Origin of the sequence: Micromonospora sp. HK10, from assembly GCF_000982955.1 — a bacterium.
In the GTDB taxonomy this organism is placed as follows: Bacteria; Actinomycetota; Actinomycetes; order Mycobacteriales; family Micromonosporaceae; genus Micromonospora.
This window is the reverse complement of sequence record NZ_KQ058893.1, coordinates 222-15,638: the sequence shown is the minus strand read 5'-3', so window position 1 is coordinate 15,638 and position 15,417 is coordinate 222. Positions and strand designations below refer to the sequence as shown.

At 74.2% G+C, this 15,417-nt stretch carries 15 protein-coding genes and 2 pseudogenes; 14 read left to right on the top strand and 3 right to left on the bottom strand.

The genetic code is table 11. The annotated features are described in order from the left end of the window. The first annotated feature begins 1 nt into the window (after position 1). The 11 genes and pseudogenes from LQ51_RS28480 (at position 2) to LQ51_RS28430 (ending at position 8,620) form a co-directional block, all read left to right on the top strand. Positions 2–493 (top strand): DUF2617 family protein, encoded by a 492-nt coding sequence (locus LQ51_RS28480; protein WP_046571044.1) that lies wholly within the window; start codon positions 2–4, stop codon positions 491–493. Then, positions 490–915, top strand: a complete 426-nt coding sequence (locus LQ51_RS28475; protein WP_046571042.1) for a DUF4247 domain-containing protein — start codon at positions 490–492, stop codon at positions 913–915. Before LQ51_RS28480 ends, LQ51_RS28475 begins: the two co-directional genes overlap by 4 nt. Before the next feature lie 32 nt (positions 916–947). Continuing rightward, positions 948–1,370: a DUF350 domain-containing protein gene (locus LQ51_RS28470; protein ID WP_046571040.1), complete on the top strand. Its 423-nt coding sequence runs from the start codon at positions 948–950 to the stop codon at positions 1,368–1,370. Then, positions 1,370–2,191: a hypothetical protein gene (locus LQ51_RS28465; RefSeq protein ID WP_046571038.1), complete on the top strand. Its 822-nt coding sequence runs from the start codon at positions 1,370–1,372 to the stop codon at positions 2,189–2,191. Before LQ51_RS28470 ends, LQ51_RS28465 begins: the two co-directional genes overlap by 1 nt. Then, positions 2,188–3,756: a polyamine aminopropyltransferase gene (locus tag LQ51_RS28460; RefSeq protein WP_046571036.1), complete on the top strand. Its 1,569-nt coding sequence runs from the start codon at positions 2,188–2,190 to the stop codon at positions 3,754–3,756. The genes LQ51_RS28465 and LQ51_RS28460 overlap by 4 nt, the downstream gene beginning before the upstream one ends. Positions 3,757–3,828: 72 nt before the next feature. After that, a complete protein-coding gene (locus LQ51_RS28455; protein WP_046571082.1) occupies positions 3,829–4,836 on the top strand; it encodes a hypothetical protein in 1,008 nt (335 codons plus the stop codon). An 82-nt stretch (positions 4,837–4,918) separates the two neighbouring features. Then, complete coding sequence (locus tag LQ51_RS28450; protein WP_046571034.1) at positions 4,919–5,752, top strand: hypothetical protein; 834 nt, start codon at positions 4,919–4,921, stop codon at positions 5,750–5,752. A gap of 72 nt (positions 5,753–5,824) precedes the next feature. Then, positions 5,825–6,439 (top strand): annotated as a pseudogene (locus LQ51_RS28445) (hypothetical protein); the annotation flags it as partial. 239 nt (positions 6,440–6,678) lie between these two features. After that, positions 6,679–7,479 carry an SDR family NAD(P)-dependent oxidoreductase gene (locus tag LQ51_RS28440; protein ID WP_046571032.1) on the top strand — a complete coding sequence of 267 codons (801 nt, stop codon included), beginning with the start codon at positions 6,679–6,681 and terminating at the stop codon, positions 7,477–7,479. Between the two features lie 166 nt (positions 7,480–7,645). Continuing rightward, on the top strand, positions 7,646–8,185 hold the full coding sequence (gene pyrE / locus LQ51_RS28435; RefSeq protein WP_046571030.1) for an orotate phosphoribosyltransferase: 540 nt from the start codon (positions 7,646–7,648) through the stop codon (positions 8,183–8,185). Positions 8,186–8,242: 57 nt separating this feature from the next. Continuing rightward, positions 8,243–8,620 (top strand): ArsR/SmtB family transcription factor, encoded by a 378-nt coding sequence (locus LQ51_RS28430; RefSeq protein ID WP_007073957.1) that lies wholly within the window; start codon positions 8,243–8,245, stop codon positions 8,618–8,620. A 227-nt stretch (positions 8,621–8,847) separates the two neighbouring features. Here the strand turns inward: LQ51_RS28430 and LQ51_RS28425 are convergent, their stop codons facing one another. The 3 genes from LQ51_RS28425 to LQ51_RS28415 all read right to left on the bottom strand — a co-directional run bounded on the left by LQ51_RS28425 (position 8,848) and on the right by LQ51_RS28415 (position 13,642). Further along, positions 8,848–9,627 carry a DedA family protein gene (locus tag LQ51_RS28425; RefSeq protein WP_046571028.1) on the bottom strand — a complete coding sequence of 260 codons (780 nt, stop codon included), beginning with the start codon at positions 9,625–9,627 and terminating at the stop codon, positions 8,848–8,850. An 80-nt stretch (positions 9,628–9,707) separates the two neighbouring features. Continuing rightward, a complete protein-coding gene (locus tag LQ51_RS28420; RefSeq protein ID WP_046571026.1) occupies positions 9,708–12,224 on the bottom strand; it encodes a polynucleotide kinase-phosphatase in 2,517 nt (838 codons plus the stop codon). Beyond that, positions 12,221–13,642, bottom strand: coding sequence for a 3' terminal RNA ribose 2'-O-methyltransferase Hen1 (locus tag LQ51_RS28415; RefSeq protein WP_046571024.1), 1,422 nt, complete (start codon positions 13,640–13,642; stop codon positions 12,221–12,223). The genes LQ51_RS28420 and LQ51_RS28415 overlap by 4 nt, the downstream gene beginning before the upstream one ends. A 194-nt stretch (positions 13,643–13,836) precedes the next feature. Between LQ51_RS28415 and LQ51_RS28410 the strand changes: the two genes are divergently transcribed. The 3 genes and pseudogenes from LQ51_RS28410 to LQ51_RS34155 form a co-directional block, all read left to right on the top strand. Next, on the top strand, positions 13,837–14,319 hold the full coding sequence (locus tag LQ51_RS28410; RefSeq protein WP_046571021.1) for a SigE family RNA polymerase sigma factor: 483 nt from the start codon (positions 13,837–13,839) through the stop codon (positions 14,317–14,319). Next, entirely contained in the window at positions 14,319–15,182 is an 864-nt protein-coding gene (locus tag LQ51_RS28405; RefSeq protein ID WP_231605914.1) for an LCP family protein, read from the top strand. Before LQ51_RS28410 ends, LQ51_RS28405 begins: the two co-directional genes overlap by 1 nt. 3 nt (positions 15,183–15,185) lie before the next feature. Continuing rightward, positions 15,186–15,417: pseudogene (locus LQ51_RS34155) on the top strand (LytR family transcriptional regulator); the annotation flags it as partial.

Genomic DNA, 15,417 nt, shown 5'->3' with positions numbered 1-15,417 from the left:
CGTGCTGGTCGCCCTGGACACCCCGTACGTCGACACCAGCGCCGCCGACCTGAGCCTGGCCCTCGGCGGCCCCGAGCACCCCGCCCTGCACGTCCGGGAGCTGACCCTGCCGGGCGGGCTGCGGCTGCGGCTGCGCCTGCTCGGCGCCTCGCACCAGGTGATCTGCGGCGCACTCGTCGAGACCGTCGCCTGCCTGCCCGGCCGGCCGCCGCACCTGCCCGAGAGCCTGCACGACGCCGGCGCCGGCTACCGGTTCACCGCCGCGGTGCTCCGGCCGGCGGGCGACGGACTGCGCCGCCGGGTCGCGGCGCTCCGCGCCGAACTGGCCGTCGACCCGTACGCGCTGGTCGGGGTCTTCCCCGGCGACGAGGACGCGGTCACCGCGCTCGCGGTCCGCCCCGATCCGCCGGACGGCACGGTGGCCTGGCGCACCTGGCACGCGTATCCGCAGACCAACGAACTGGTCCTGACCGAGACGGTGGTGGCACTGTGACGTACCGACGGTGGCTCGTGGTGGGCGTGGCGCTCGCCGTGATCGGCGCGCTGGTGGCCGCGTTCGCCATCTTCTACGGCAACTTCTCGCCGCGCGGCTACGTGCAGGACCACTATGCGCGGGCGACCAGCCGGGACATCGGCGCCGACGCGCTCGCCTACACCTCCGGCAAAGCGCCGAGCCAGGTGTCGAAGGAGCTCACCGACGCCTGGCGGCCGGCCGACCAGTACGTCGACGGCAGCGGCGTCTACCTGCGCTACGACGACGACTCGGTGGTGATCCTGCCGCTCGCCGCCGGCTCGGTGATCCTGCTGGAGCGGATGACCACCGCCTATCCCCGCTACCACTCCCGGGTGGGCACCCACTGGGGTTGGGGGCGGGGCAGCACACTCCGCGGCGGCGGACCCGGCTCCGGCAAGTGACCTGACCCCCTCGACGAATCCTGGAGTCCCCTGTGCAGACCCTGATCACCGATCTGCTCGTCACGCTGGCCTACGGCGTGGTCGGCGTCGCCCTGATGGCCGTCGGCTACGTGCTGGTCGACGTCGCCACCCCCGGCAAGCTGCACGAGCTGATCTGGGTGGAGCGCAACCGCAACGCCGCGCTGCTGCTCGCCTCGAACCTGGCCGGTGTCGGCATCATCGTGGTCGCCGCGATCGCCGCCAGCGCGGACGACTTCGCGCTCGGCCTGATCGGCGCGGCCGCGTACGGCATCCTCGGGCTGGTCATCATGGCCGCGTCGTTCCTGCTGCTGGACATGGCCACGCCGGGCCGGCTCGGGGAGATCCTGGTCGACCCCGAGCCGCACCCCGCGGTCTGGGTCTCCGCCGTCGTGCACCTCGCCACCGGCGCGATCATCGCCGCCGCGATCAGCTGATGACCGCCGAGCGGGCGGCGAAGCGGAAGGCCGCCTGGGTCGCCTCGTTGGCCGTCGGCCTGGTCTTCGCCGGCTGCGTGGTGGCGGGGGTGCTCAACGACGGCGGGGACCGCACGGTGCCGGCGCCGGCCACCGACGAGCGGACCGACAGCGTGGCGATCCTCCAGCGCACCAGCGCCGAACAGGGCCTCTGCTACGGCTGGGCGCTGGTGGACTACTACGACTACGGCGGTGCCCCGCGCAACGTCGGCTCCAACCTCGGCGACGGCATCGCGGTCGAGGAGAACCCGGCGTGCCCGCGCTGGCTGCAGGTGACCGCCAACATCGGCTACGTCCCGGAGAGCAGCGAGCGCAACGACTTCGCCCGGATCGAGGTGACCGGCTCGCCGGAGATCGACCTCGCCGATCTCGGGCAGGTCGAGCGGGGGCTGGCGCGGCTCGGGCTCACCGAGGACGCCTTCGTCGACGACCCGGGCTGGGCGGTGACCCGCGCCGCGGTGATGCTGCCGCTGCTCGCCGTCGAGGCCGGCCTGGCCGAGCCGGCCGACGCCCCGCTCCCGGCGGCGGGCAGCCCGTCCCCGCTGCCCGACGCCGGCAGCGACTACCTGCGGGACCGGTGGGGCTGGCTGCTCGCCACCGTTGGGCTGTTCCTGCTCGCCGCGCTCTTCATCACCGTGGGCGTGGTGCAGCGCCGCCGGGCGACGGGTGGCGGCGCGCCGTCGGACGCGTCGCCCCGGAACGGCCACGGGCGCCGGGGAGCCGGGCCCGCGCAGCGCCCCGGGGCGGCCGCGGTGGCCGCGCGTACCCAGGAGCGGGCATGACCACCGACGCGCCGGCGCGGCCGTCCTGGCGGCCGGCCCGCGCGGCGGTTCTGCTCGCGGTCTTCGTCTGCGCGGCCTGCGGCCTGGTGTACGAGCTGGCGTTGGTCGCGCTCGGCAGCTACCTGATCGGGGACACGGTCGGCCAGGCGTCGATCGTGCTCGGCGTGATGGTCTTCGCGATGGGGGTCGGCGCGCTGGTCGCGAAGCCGTTGCAGTCCCGGGCGGCGGCGGCCTTCGCCGCGATCGAGCTGACCCTCGCGCTGCTCGGCGGCCTCTCCGTGCTCGGCCTCTACGCCGCCTTCGCCTGGCTGGACCTGTACGGGCCGGCGCTGGTCGGCACCGCGTTCGTGCTCGGCCTGCTGATCGGCGCGGAGATCCCGCTGCTCATGGTGATGCTGCAACGCATCCGGGAGCAGTCCGCCGGGAGCGCGGTGGCCGACCTGTTCGCCGCCGACTATGTCGGCGCGCTGCTCGGCGGGCTGGCCTTCCCGTTCCTGCTCATGCCGGTCTTCGGTCAGCTCAAGGGCGCCCTGGTGGTCGGCGCGGTGAACGCGGTCGCCGGCGTCGCCCTGGTGTGCACGGTGTTCCGGTCCGACCTGACCGGCCGGGCCCGGCTCGCGCTCGGCGCCGGCAGCGTCGTGGTCGCCCTCTGCCTCGGGTACGCGTGGGTCACCGCGCACGACTTCGAGGTGACCGCGCGCCAGCAGCTCTACCGCGACCCGGTGGTGCACGCCGAGCGGAGCCGCTACCAGGAGATCGTGTTGACCCGGTCGGTGCGGGAGATCGGCCACGCCGACACCGACCTGCGGCTCTTCCTCAACGGCGACCTCCAGTTCAGCTCGATCGACGAGTACCGCTACCACGAGTCGCTGGTCCATCCGGCGATGCGCGGCCCGCACGGCGACGTGCTGGTGCTCGGCGCCGGGGACGGGCTGGCGCTGCGGGAGATCCTGAAGTATCCGGACGTGCGCCGGGTGACCCTGGTCGACCTGGACCCGGCGGTGGTGCGGCTGGCCCGCACCGAGCCGCAACTGCGCGAACTCAACCGGAACTCGCTGGCCGATCCCCGGGTCCGGGTGCTCAACCTCGACGCGTTCGGCTGGCTGCGGACCGCCACCGAACGGTTCGACGTGGTCATCGCCGACCTGCCCGACCCGGACGAGACGGCGACCGCGAAGCTCTACACCGTCGAGTTCTACGCGTTGATCCGCTCGGTGGTCGCCCCGGGCGGGCGGCTGGTCGTGCAGGCCGGCTCGCCCTACTTCGCGCCCCGGTCGTACTGGTCGATCGAGCGCTCGATCCGCGAGGCCGGCTTCGCCACCGTGCCGTACCACGTGGACGTGCCGAGCTTCGGCGACTGGGGGTACGTGCTCGCCGCGCCCGGGTCGGCACCACCGGCGCTGGCGCTGCCCGCCGACGCGCCGCCGCTGCGCTACCTCACCCCGGCGGTGCTCACCGCGGCGGCCACCTTCCCCGCCGACCGGGCCCGGCTGGACGTGCCCGCCTCCACGCTGTTGCGGCCGAGGGTGCTCGACTACGCCCGCGTGGAGTGGCGGGGCTACTAGTTTCGGGGCATGTCGCCCGGACCGTCCCGCCGCCCGCTGCCCGGCCCGGGACTCGGCTGGCTGCGCCGGCGGATCCCCACCCGGGCCGTCGACGCCGGTGCGTACCTTCAGGCGTTCGTGCTCTCCGGCGTGGTCACCGTGCTCGGCCTCCGGGCGTACCTGCAGGCCACCGGGTTCCCGCAACTCGGCGGGGGCGGGCTGCACATCGCGCACGTGCTCTGGGGCGGGCTGCTGATGGGGCTCGGGCTGGGCGTCGGGATGGTCTTCCTGGGCAGCGGGCCACGGACCGCGGCGGCGATCATCGGCGGGATCGGGTTCGGGCTCTTCATCGACGAGGTGGGCAAGTTCGTCACCACCGGCACCGACTACTTCTACGCCCCCGCCGCGGGCATCATCTACGGCGCGTTCGCCCTGCTGGTGGTGCTCACCCAGGCGGTACGCGGCCGGACCGGCCGGACCCGGCTCACCCCGCCGGAACGGCTCGCCAACGCCCTCGACATGGTGCTCACCGGCGTGCCCGGCGGGCTCACCGACCGGCGGCGGATCGCCGTGCTGCGGATGGTGCAGGGGACCGGACCGGCCACCGAGGAGGCCATGGTGCGGCTGCTCGACGCGGTGCCCCGGCGCGAGCCGCCGCCGGTGCGGTTCTGGCAACGCGGCGCGGACCGGGCCCGCCGCTTCGGCGCCTGGGTGGCCGGCCAGCGGTGGCTGGTCTGGCCGGTGGTCGTCTACCTGGTGGCGGAGCCGGTGCTGACCGTCGTGGCGGTGGCGCTCGACGGCGTGACCGGGGAACTGGACCAGGAACGGGAGTGGGGTGCCGTGCTCGGCACCTCGATCGCCGCGCTGATCACCGCGGTGCTCAGCGTCCGGGCGGCCTGGCTGCTGCGTCGGGACCGGGCGGACGCGTTCCGGCTGTTCAAGCTGGCGCTCCTGGTGGACCTGCTGTTCGGGCAGATCTTCAACTTCACGGTCAACCAGTTCGGCGCGGTCTCCGCGCTCGCCCTCGATCTGGCCCTGCTCGGCGTGGTCACGGCGGAGCACCGCCGGCTCCGCCGCGAGAGCGAGGCATCCGGCCGCTGACCGGCGAGGATCCGGCCCGCCGAACCGTGCCGTCCGGGCGCGGGGTCGCTACGGTGGTCCTCTGATCTAGGGAGGGAGAATCATGGTCGATGCTCCGGGCACCCCGCCCCGCGCGCGTCCCGCCGTGGTCACGGCGTCCAATTGGCTGCTCATCGGGGTCGCGGCGATCCAGCTGATCAGCCTGATCCTGACCCTGGCCACCATCGGCAAGGTCCGGGAGGTCATGCGGGACGCCTATGCCGGCACGTCGGTCGAGGGCGCGGCCGACTTCATCTGGGTCTTCGGCCTCGTCGCGGCCGTGCTGACCCTGCTGCTCGCGATCGGGCTCGTCGTGCTCGCGATGCTGAACAACCGGGGCCGCAACGGCTCCCGGATCACCACCTGGGTGCTCGGTGGCATCCTCATCTGCTGCACCGGCGGCAACCTGCTGAACAGCGCGGCGGGTGGCCTCACCGGTGGCGGCAGCACCAGCGGCGACGTACCGAGCAGCGAGGAGATCTCGCGCCGGCTCTCCGACGCCATGCCTTCCTGGTACGGCCCGGTCAGCACCCTGCTCGGCGTGCTGAGCCTGCTCGCCCTGCTGACCGCGCTGATCCTGCTGGCGCTGCCGGCGGCCAACGAGTTCTTCCGGAAGCGGCCGCAGGGCTGGGAGCCGCCGGTGCCGGGCGCCGCCTACCCCGGCTACCCGGCCACCCCCGGCTACCCGTCGACGCCCGGTTACCCGTCGACGCCCGGCTACCCGCCCGCACCCGGCTACCCGGGGTCTCCGGACCAGCCCGGCCCGGCGTCCGCACCCGACCAGCCCGGCCCGGCGTCGCCGACGGACCAGCCCGGAACGGCGTCGTCACCCGACCAGCCGGGGCCGGCGGCGGAGCCCGGCGAGCGCCGGGACCCCGAGCCGCCCGCGGGAAGTTGACGCCCCGATAAGAGCGACTCCGACGATCCCTCCGAGTAGGTTGCAAGCCGACGCCTACCGGAGGGATTCGTCGTGTCGTACCCCGATCAGGCCGCCCCCCGTCGCCCCGGGGTGGTCGTCGCGGCGGCGGCGCTGCTGCTGCTGATGGCCGCCGGATCGGTGGCGTACGCGGTCGCCGCCCTGGCCGTGGCGACCGGCACGGCCGACCGGTTCCGGGCGTCGGCGCAGGCCACCGGGGCCGGCCGCACCGAGATCGACGAGGTGGTGTCGCTGCTGCGCGGCACCACCGCGTTGGCGGCGGTGATCGGTGTGCTGATGGCGCTGGTCCTCGCCGGGCTCGCCCTCGGGCTGCGCTCCGGTCGCCCCGGTGCCCGGGTGGGTACCTGGGTCGTCGCCGGGTTGGGCCTCTGCTGCGGTTGTTGCGGGCTGGCCGCCCTGGTCGCGCAGCGGGCCGCCCCGCTGCGGGTGACCGGCGACAGCCGGGACACCATGGAGTTGCTCGGCCGGCTCGGCGACGCGTACCCGGGCTGGTGGATCCCGCTGAACGCGACGCTGTCGGTGGCGCAGGTCCTCGGCTACCTCCTGGTGGCGGCGCTGCTGACCCTGCCCGCCGCGGGTGCGTTCCTCCACCGCCGCCCGGCGCCGCCCACCGGCCCGCCACCCCCGCCCGGCCCGGCCTACGCCCCGCCCGGCCCGCCCTACGGCCCGCCGTCCGCGCCGCCCGGCCCGACCTATCCGGCCTCCGCGCCGCCCAGCTCCGCCTACGGTCCGCCGCCCGGCCCGGCCTACGGGTCGACGGGCTACGGTCCGCCCGCCGGGCCGCCGCCACACCCGCCGGCCTCCGGGCCTGGATTGCCCTGGGCCCCACCCACCCCGCCCCCCGCGTCGGCGCCGCCCGGGCCGACCCCGCCCGCCGAGGAACGACCGTGACCGACGCTTCCCACCCCGCCCCGCGCCGTGCCCTGATCACCGGGGCCAGCCTGGGTATCGGCGAGGCCTTCGCCCGCCGGCTCGCCGCCGACGGCTGGGACCTGGTGCTGGTGGCCCGGGACGCCGGCCGGCTGGACGCTACGGCGGCCGAGCTGACCGGCCGGCACGGCCGCCGGGTGGAGACCATCTCCGCCGATCTGTCCACCGACGACGGCTGCGCGACCGTGGAGCGCCGCCTCGCCGCCGATCCGCCGATCGAACTGCTGGTGAACAACGCCGGGATCAGCCTGAACACCCCGTTCGTCCGGTCGGCGGTGCAGGACGAGGCCCGGCTGCTGCGGTTGAACGTGCTGGCGGTGCTCCGGCTGACCCACGCGGCCCTGGAACCGATGATCGAGCGGGCCAGTGGGACAGTGATAAATGTCTCTTCGGTTGCTGGTTTCGGCGTTCCGATGCCCGGCTCGACCTACTCGGCCAGCAAGGCGTGGGTGACGAATTTCAGTGAATCGATTGCCCTTTCCGTGGCCCCGCTGGGCGTGCGGGTAATGGCGCTCTGCCCGGGCTACACCCGCACCGGTTACCACGAGCGGGCCGGCATCGACATGTCTCGTACCCCCCGCTGGATGTGGCTGCGGGCCGACGAGGTGGTCGACGAAGGGCTGCGTGACCTGCGGAAAGGCAAGCTCGTCAGCGTCCCCAGCTGGAAGTACAAGCTGGCCGTGGCGGGCCTGCGGCACGCACCGCGGCGGTTGTTGCGGGGCGTCTCCCGAGACAACCGGGGCCGCGTCGGCGGCTGACCGGCGGGCCGACCAATCGGCTCCACCGGGGCGGCGACGCACGCCGGGTGGCCCGAATGGACGGTTGCGCAACGTAGTCGAACATCGCCATCCGTCGTCGCCCGCGCGGTTGACCTGGGTGGACCCGACAGACGGCTCCCAGACTTGCGCAGTACCCTCTATCGCCATGGGGGACCAGGACGACCTGCGTAAATTCATCACCGACCTGGCTGTGGTCCACGGCCGTGTGGTGCTCTCGTCCGGCCGCGAGGCGGACTGGTACGTCGATCTGCGTCGCGTCACGCTGCATCACGAGGCCGCACCACTGGTGGGTCGGGTGATGCGGGACCTCACCGCCGACTGGGCGTACGACTCGGTCGGTGGACTGACGCTCGGGGCCGATCCGGTCGCCGCCGCGATGTTGCACGCGTCGGCCGGGACCGACCGGCCGCTGGATGCCTTCGTGGTGCGCAAGGCGGGCAAGGCGCACGGGCTCCAGCGGCGTATCGAAGGGCCGGACGTGGCCGGACGGCGCGTCCTGGCGGTCGAGGACACCTCGACGACGGGCGGCAGTGTGTTGACCGCCGTCGAGGCGCTGCGCGAGGCCGGAGCCGAGGTGATCGGTGTGGCGGTTATTGTTGATCGAGGCGCCGGCGACGCGGTGCGAGCCGCCGGATTGCCGTATCGAGCGGCCTATACGTTGGCTGACCTCGGCCTTGTGGCGTAAAAGTTTGCCGATTCGGATCTGCTGATATGCAGGCGGATCGATGCTGCTGGTGGAAGGATGGAATACGTGGGAACTGCGTTGGCTGAAATGACCATGCCTCAGATCTCGCCGCTTGCCGGCGAGCCGATCGAACGTGCCGATGCCGAGCGTCTCGCCGGGGTCCTCAAGGCCCTCGCCGACCCTGCCCGGCTCCGGCTGCTCAGCCTGATCCAGTCGGCACCCGAGGGGGAGGCGTGCGTGTGTGACCTCACCGCACCGCTCGGCCTCTCGCAGCCGACGGTCAGCCACCACCTGCGCATCCTCACCGAGGCCGGCTTGCTGGAGCGGGAGAAGCGTGGTGTCTGGGCGTACTACCGGCTGGTGCCGACCGCGATCGCCACGATCGCGGATCTGCTCACCCCGCCGCGTAAGCGGGCCACCAAGAAGGCCCGCTGACAACTGGACGTGCCGAGGTCGGGGTTGACTGCTCCGACCGGCGGTGACGGGTGGCGGGCCAGGGGTGGCGCCACCCGTCGGACGGCTGTCCGGGGTCGTGGTGGGCCGTCACCCGGGCCGGGCCCCGAGGGCCACGGGTGACGGCTGCCCGACGTCCGTACCACCCGCAGCTCGACAACGTCGATGGCCGGCCCCCGCCGGGGGCCGGCCATCGGTCTGTCCGGAGGTCAGCGACGGTGGCGCGGCTCGTGCCCGCGGTGGTCGTCACCGTCGATGGCGTCCCGCACCGCCTCGATCGCGCCGGCGGCGCTCGCCGCGGCCACCACCGCGGCCGCCTCGCCGCGCTTGCGGGCCCGCCGGTCGCGGAGGAACTCGAAGAAGATCGGCAGCACCGAGATCAGCACGATCAGGGCGACCACCGGCAGGATGTACCGGTCGATCTTGTCGCCGATCGCATCGTAGATCTGGTGGGCCAGCAGGTAGCCGACCAGCAGGATGCCGTCCACCCAGAGGATCGCGCCGACGATGTTCCAGAGCAGGAACTGCCGGGCCGGCATGCCGAGCACCCCGGCGACCGGGTTGAGGAAGGTCCGCACGATCGGGATGAACCGGGCCAGCACCACGGCCTTCGCCGGACCGAACTTCTGGAAGTAGTACTCGGCCTTCTCCACGTACTCCCGCTTGAAGAGGCGGGAGTTGGGGCGGTCGAACATCCGCTGGCCGTACCGGGCGCCGAGCCAGTGCCCGAGCTGCGCGCCCGCGATGGCGCAGAGCGGGCCGCCGATCAGCAGGCCGGCCAGGGAGAGCCGGGTGCCGTCGCCGAAGATCGCGTCGGCCACCGGCGAGGCCGCCACCCCGGCCAGGAAGAGCAGCGAGTCACCCGGGAAGAAGAAGCCGACCAGCAGGCCCGTCTCGGCGAAGAGGATCACCCAGACCCCGACCATCCCGAAAGTGTGGATCAGGTCCTTCGGGTCGAGCGGGTTCAGCGCGACGCTTTCCGAGAGCATTCGGGTCTTTTCTGCTGTGTCCACGGCCACAAAGGGTACCTGGGCCCGGTCCGGCGTCGCGCCGGACCGGGCGTACCTGGTCAGAGGCGTGGGTCGACCGGTTCCGACTCGCACGCCAGGATCGCGAAGATCAGCTCGTGCCGCCGCCAGAGCGGGGCGTCGGCGGCGAGCGCGTCCAGGGCGGCCAGGCCGAGGCCGTGCTCGCGCAGCGCCAGCCCCCGCTTGCGGCCCAGCGAACGGGTCCGCAGCGCGGCGAGCTGACCCGGCTCGGTGTACCCGGGACCGTAGATGATCCGCAGGTACTCCCGGCCCCGGCACTTGATCCCCGGCTGGAGCAGCGACCCCTTCGGCGACCGGGCGGCCAGGCCGGCGTACGGCTTGACCACCATGCCCTCGCCGCCGGCCGCGGTCAGCGCCAGCCACCAGTCGGTCGCTGCCGCCACCGCCGCGTCGTCGGCCAGCTCGACCACCTGGCGTCGGGTCGGCGTGAAGAACTCCGGATCCGCCGCGCAGAGCCGGTCCGCCAGGGCCAGGTGCCAGCCGTGGTCCCGGTCGGCGAAGCTCGCACCGGCCCCGGCCAGCACGGCGAACGGCGCGAGGGTCACCCCGCGCAGCCCGTCGGTCGGCCCCACGTACCCCCGGTAGGCCGCCGAGTACGCGGTGACCTCGGCGGCCCGGTCGGCCATCCGGCCGCGCAGCTCGGCCACCGGCAGCCCCCGGGTGGCCGCCGCGTCCAGCGCCGCCAGCACCGCCGGCAGGGCGGCCCGGCCGGCCGCGCCGACCCCGGCGTACTGCTCGCGGATCAACCCGCCCGCCTTCGCCGACCAGGGCAGCAGCTCACAGTCCAGGAGCAGCCAGTCGGTCTCCAGCTCGGCCCAGAGGCCGGCCGCGTCCACCGCCGCGCGCACCCGGGCCAGCAGCTCGTCGTCGAGCGGCGGACCGAAGAACGGCCGACCGGTACGGGTGTGCACCGCGCCGCCCGCGAACCGCCCCGGCTCCCGCTCCACCAGCACCACCGCCCGCGAGCCCATGTGCTTCTCCTCGCAGACCACCCGCTCGACGCCGGCCGACCGGTAGTCGGCGAACGCCTGCGCCGGGTGCTCCAGGAAGCCGTCCAAGGTGGACGTCGAGCAGGGCGACATGGTCGGCGGCAGCCAGACCAGCCGGCCCGGGTCCACCGCGTACCGGCTCATCACCTCCAGCGCGGCGGCGGCGTTCTCGGCCGGCACGGTCAGCGTCCCGTACGGGTGGCTCAGGTGCCGCCGCCCGGTGACGTCGGCCAGGTCCAGCACGGTGTCCGGCCGGGCCGGCGCCGCCGGGACCAGCGGGCGCGCCGGGGCGTACCACTCCCGCACCGCCGGGACGGCGACCAGCTCCTTCTCCGGGTACCGCAGCGCGGTGAGCTGCCCGCCGAAGACGCAGCCGGTGTCGACGCAGATGGTGTTGTTCACCCACTCCGGTGCCGGCGTCGGGGTGTGCCCGTACACGACCATCGCCGAGCCCCGGTAGTCGCGCGCCCACGGGTAGCGCACCGGCAGGCCGTACTCGTCGGTCTCGCCGGTGGTCTCGCCGTACAGGGCGAACGAGCGCACCCGGCCCGAGGCCCGGCCGTGGTAGGCCTCCTTGAGCCCGGCGTGCGCCACCACCAGCCGCCCGCCGTCCAGCACGTAGTGGCTGACCAGGCCGTCGATGAACGCCGCCGTCTGTGCCACGAAGCCCTCCGGCTCCGCCGCCAGCTGGGCCATCGTCTCGGCCAGGCCGTGGGTGAGCCGCACGTCCCGGCCGCGCAGCTTGCGCAGCAGCTTCTGCTCGTGGTTGCCCGGCACGCAGATCGCGTGCCCGGCCGCCACCATGCCCATCACCAGGCGCAGCACGCCGGGCGAGTCCGGGCCGCGGTCCACCAGGTCACCGACGAAGACGGCGGTACGCCCGGCCGGGTGCGCCGCGTCCACCGGGCGGCCCGCGTCGTCGCGGCGCAGCGCGTAGCCGAGCCGGACCAGCAGCGCCTCCAGCTCCTCGCGGCAGCCGTGCACGTCACCGACGATGTCGAACGGCCCGGTCAGCTCGCGCCGGTCGTTGAACAGCTTCTCGTAGCGGATCTCGGCCGCCTCGATCTCGTCGACCCCGCGCAGCACGTGCACCTTACGGAAGCCCTCCCGGGCCAGCCGCCCGTACGACTGCCGCAGGTCCCGCTGCATCCGGGCGAGCACCTGCCGGCCGTGCGTCCGGTCGGCCCGCCCCTCGGTCCGCTCCCAGGCCAGCGCCTCCGGCACGTCCAGCACGATCGCCACCGGCAGCACGTCGTGCTCCCGGGCCACCGCGACCAGCCCGGCCCGGGCGTGCGGCTGGAGGTTGGTCGCGTCGACCACGGTGAGCCGGCCCCGGCGCAGCCGGATGCCGGCGACGTGGTGCAGCGCGTCGAACGCGTCGCCGGAGGCGGACTGGTCGTTCTCGTCGTCGGCCACCATGCCCCGGAAGGCGTCGGAGGAGAGCACCTGGCTGGGCCGGAAGTGCCGCCGGGCGAAGGTCGACTTGCCGGCGCCGGAGACGCCGACCAGCGCCACCAGGGCCAGCTCGGGGATGTCCAGGATCGTCACGCCTCCTCCTTCCGGGTCAGTACGGCGAGCTGGGTCGGCGCGCCCAGCTCGGGGTCCTCGTCGCCGATGCCGCCGACCGTGGCGGTGTAGCCGTGCGCCGCCGCCACCCGCCGTACCCAGGCGGCGAACTCGGCGCGGGTCCATTCGAACCGGTGGTCGGCATGCCGGAACCGGCCCGCGCCCAGCCCTTCGTAGCGGACGTTGTACTCGACGTTCGGGGTGGTCACCACGACCGTCGCCGGCCGGGCGTGCCCGAACACCGCGTCCTCCAGCGCGGGCAGCCGGGGCGGGTCGAGGTGCTCGACCACCTCCATGAGCACCGCGGCGTCGTAGCCGCGCAGCCGGTCGTCCCGGTAGGTCAGCGCCGACTGCCAGAGCCGGATCCGGTCGCGCTGCCGCTCCGGCAGCCGGTCCAGCCGCAGCCGCCGGGCGGCCACGGTGAGCGCCTGACTGGACACGTCCGTCCCGACGATCTCGGTGAACCGCCGCTCCGCGACCAGCGCGGTGAGCAGCGCCCCGCCGCCGCAACCCAGGTCCAGCACCCGGGACGCCCCGCAGTCGCGCAGCGCGGCCAGCACCGCCTCCCGCCGGCGTACCGCGAGGGAGGCCTGCGGCGCCCGGTCGGGCTGCTCGCTCTCCACGCTGTCGTCGGCGGCCGGCTCGTCGGCCAGCCGCAGTTCGGCCAGGCGGGCCAGCGCCTCGCCCGCGAGCGCCCGGCGGTGAGCCAGGTAACGGCGGGTGATCAGGGCCCGCTCGGGGTGGTCGGCGAGCCAGCCGGCGCCGGCCCGGAGCAGCTTGTCGACCTCGTCCGGCGCCACCCAGTAGTGCTTCGCGTCGTCCAGCACCGGCAGCAGCACGTACAGGTGGTTGAGCGCGTCGGCGACCCGCAGTGTCCCGGTCAGGGTCAGGTCCACGTAGCGGCTGTCGCCCCACTCCGGGTACGCCTCGTCGAGCGGGATCGCGGTGGCGGTCACCGCCCAGCCCAGCGGGGCGAAGACCCGGCCGGCCAGCTCGGCGCCGCCCCGGCAGCGCAGCACCGGCACCCGCACCGTCAGCGGGATCGCGGTGGCGGCCAGCTCCGGACGGTCCCGGGACTCGCCGCGCAGCGCCGACCGGAAGACCTTGGCCAGCGCCGAGGAGAGCAGGCTGGACGCCGCGTAGGCGCGGTCGTTGACGTACCGGCCGAGGGTGAAGGCGTCCGGGGTGGTCGCCTGCCGGCGACCCCGCCCGCCGGCCAGCTTCAGCGGGTCGACCTCGACCAGCAGCGCCGCCGTGCACCGCGCCTCGTCCGCCTCCGGGTAGAGCACGTGCGCGGTGCCGGCGGGCAGGTCGAAGCTCTGCACGCGGTCCGGGTGCTTGACCAGGAGGTGGCCGAGGTCGCTGGCGGGACGGTGGGTGGTGGTCAGGGTGAGCAGCACGGTTCGATGCTCCCAGAGGTGTCGATCTTTTTTCGTGGTCGCGGTGGGGGTTTCCGGGGAGGGATCGGGAGGGTGCGTAGGGTGCCACCGGGCCGGCCGCCCCGAAATGCCGGCGGCCGGTGAAAAACCGGCCGGACGATGCAATGTCCCGGGCACCCGTACCCGTCAACTGAGCGGGACACCCGGGAGGTGCAGTGACGTACGAGGAGTTCGCCGACACACGGCTGAGCGCCCTGCTGCGGTACGCGGTCATGCTGACCGGCGATCCGCACCAGGCGCAGGACCTGGTCCAGGACACCATGGTGCGGGTCCAGTTGAACTGGCGGCGGGTGGTGCGCAGCGAGGCCCCGGAGCGGTACGTCCGGCGGATGCTGACCAACCAGTACATCGACTGGCGGCGCGGTTCGTGGGCGCGCCGGGTGCTGTTGCGCGGCGAGCCGGACGAGGCGGTGCCGGCGCCGAGCGACCACGCCCAGTCCGCGGTGGACCGGGACCAGATCTGGTCCTGGCTGTCCCGGCTGCCCCGCCGGCAGCGCGCCACGCTGGTGCTGCGCTACTACGAGGACCTGCCCGACGCGGAGATCGCCGAGATTCTCGGCTGCGCGGTCGGCACCGTCCGCTCCAGCATCTCGCGTGCCCTGGCCACCCTTCGAGCCGAGACCGTGGAGGTGCACTGATGATCGAGGACGACCTGCGGGCGGCCTTCGCGCGGCACGAGACCCTCGCCCCGCCCACCGGCCCGCTCCGCGCCGCCATCGACCGGGTGGCGCACCGCCGCCGCCGTCGCCGGCTGCGGCTGCGCCTCGGCGGCACGGCGTTGGCGCTGGTCGCCGCCACCCTGGTCGGCTTCACCGCGCTGGCGCCCCCACCGCCGGCCCCGTCGGGCCAGGTCGCCGCACCGACGTCACCGGCACCCACCGGGGCGCTGAACGTGCTGCTGCTCGGCGTGGACGCGGCCGGCGGGGGCCGGCGGGCCGATTCCGTCCTGCTCGTGCACGTGCCGGCCGACCGGAGCCGGCTCTATCTCGTCTCGATCCCGCGCGACCTGCCGGTGTCGCTCCCCGGCGGGGGGCGGGACAAGCTCAACGTGTCGTTCGCCGCCGGCGCGGGGAGGACCGTGGACCTGGCGGCGGGCTATCGGAACACCCGCCAGGTGGTCGCCCAGCTCGTCGGCGTACCGATCGATGCCGGCGCGGTGCTCACCTACCCGGCGACCCGGGAACTCACCGATGCGGTCGGCGGGGTACCGGTCTGCCTGCCGGCGGCGGTGCGCTCGGTGCACACCGACCGGCTCTTCCCGGCCGGCTGCCAGCGACTCGGTGGGGCGGCCGCGGTGGACCTGCTGCGGCAGCGGTATCGCCTGCGCGACGGCGCCCTGGACCGGGACCGCAACGCCGGCCGGTACGCGGCCGGGCTGCTGCGCCGGATCCAGGAGCAGGGCGTGCTGACCGACCCGGCGGGACGGCAGCAGGGTGTCATCCCGGTCGGTTACATGATCGACTCGGGTGCTGGCACCGCCGGCCCGGCCACCTCCACTTAGGGCGTGCTGACCGACCCGGCCCGGCTCAACCGGTTGCTGGGGCAGGTCGGACCCGAGCTGGTCACCGACACCGGGGACACCTCGCTGCTGGCGCTGCTCGCGGTGGCCGGGAAAGCGGCGGGCGCCGAGCCGGTCGCGGTCAGCCTGCCGGTGCGCTTCGAGGAGCGCGGCCCGTACCCGGTGGGGATGGACCCGGCACTGGCCCCCGGCTTCCTCGCCGCGCTCCGCGAGGACC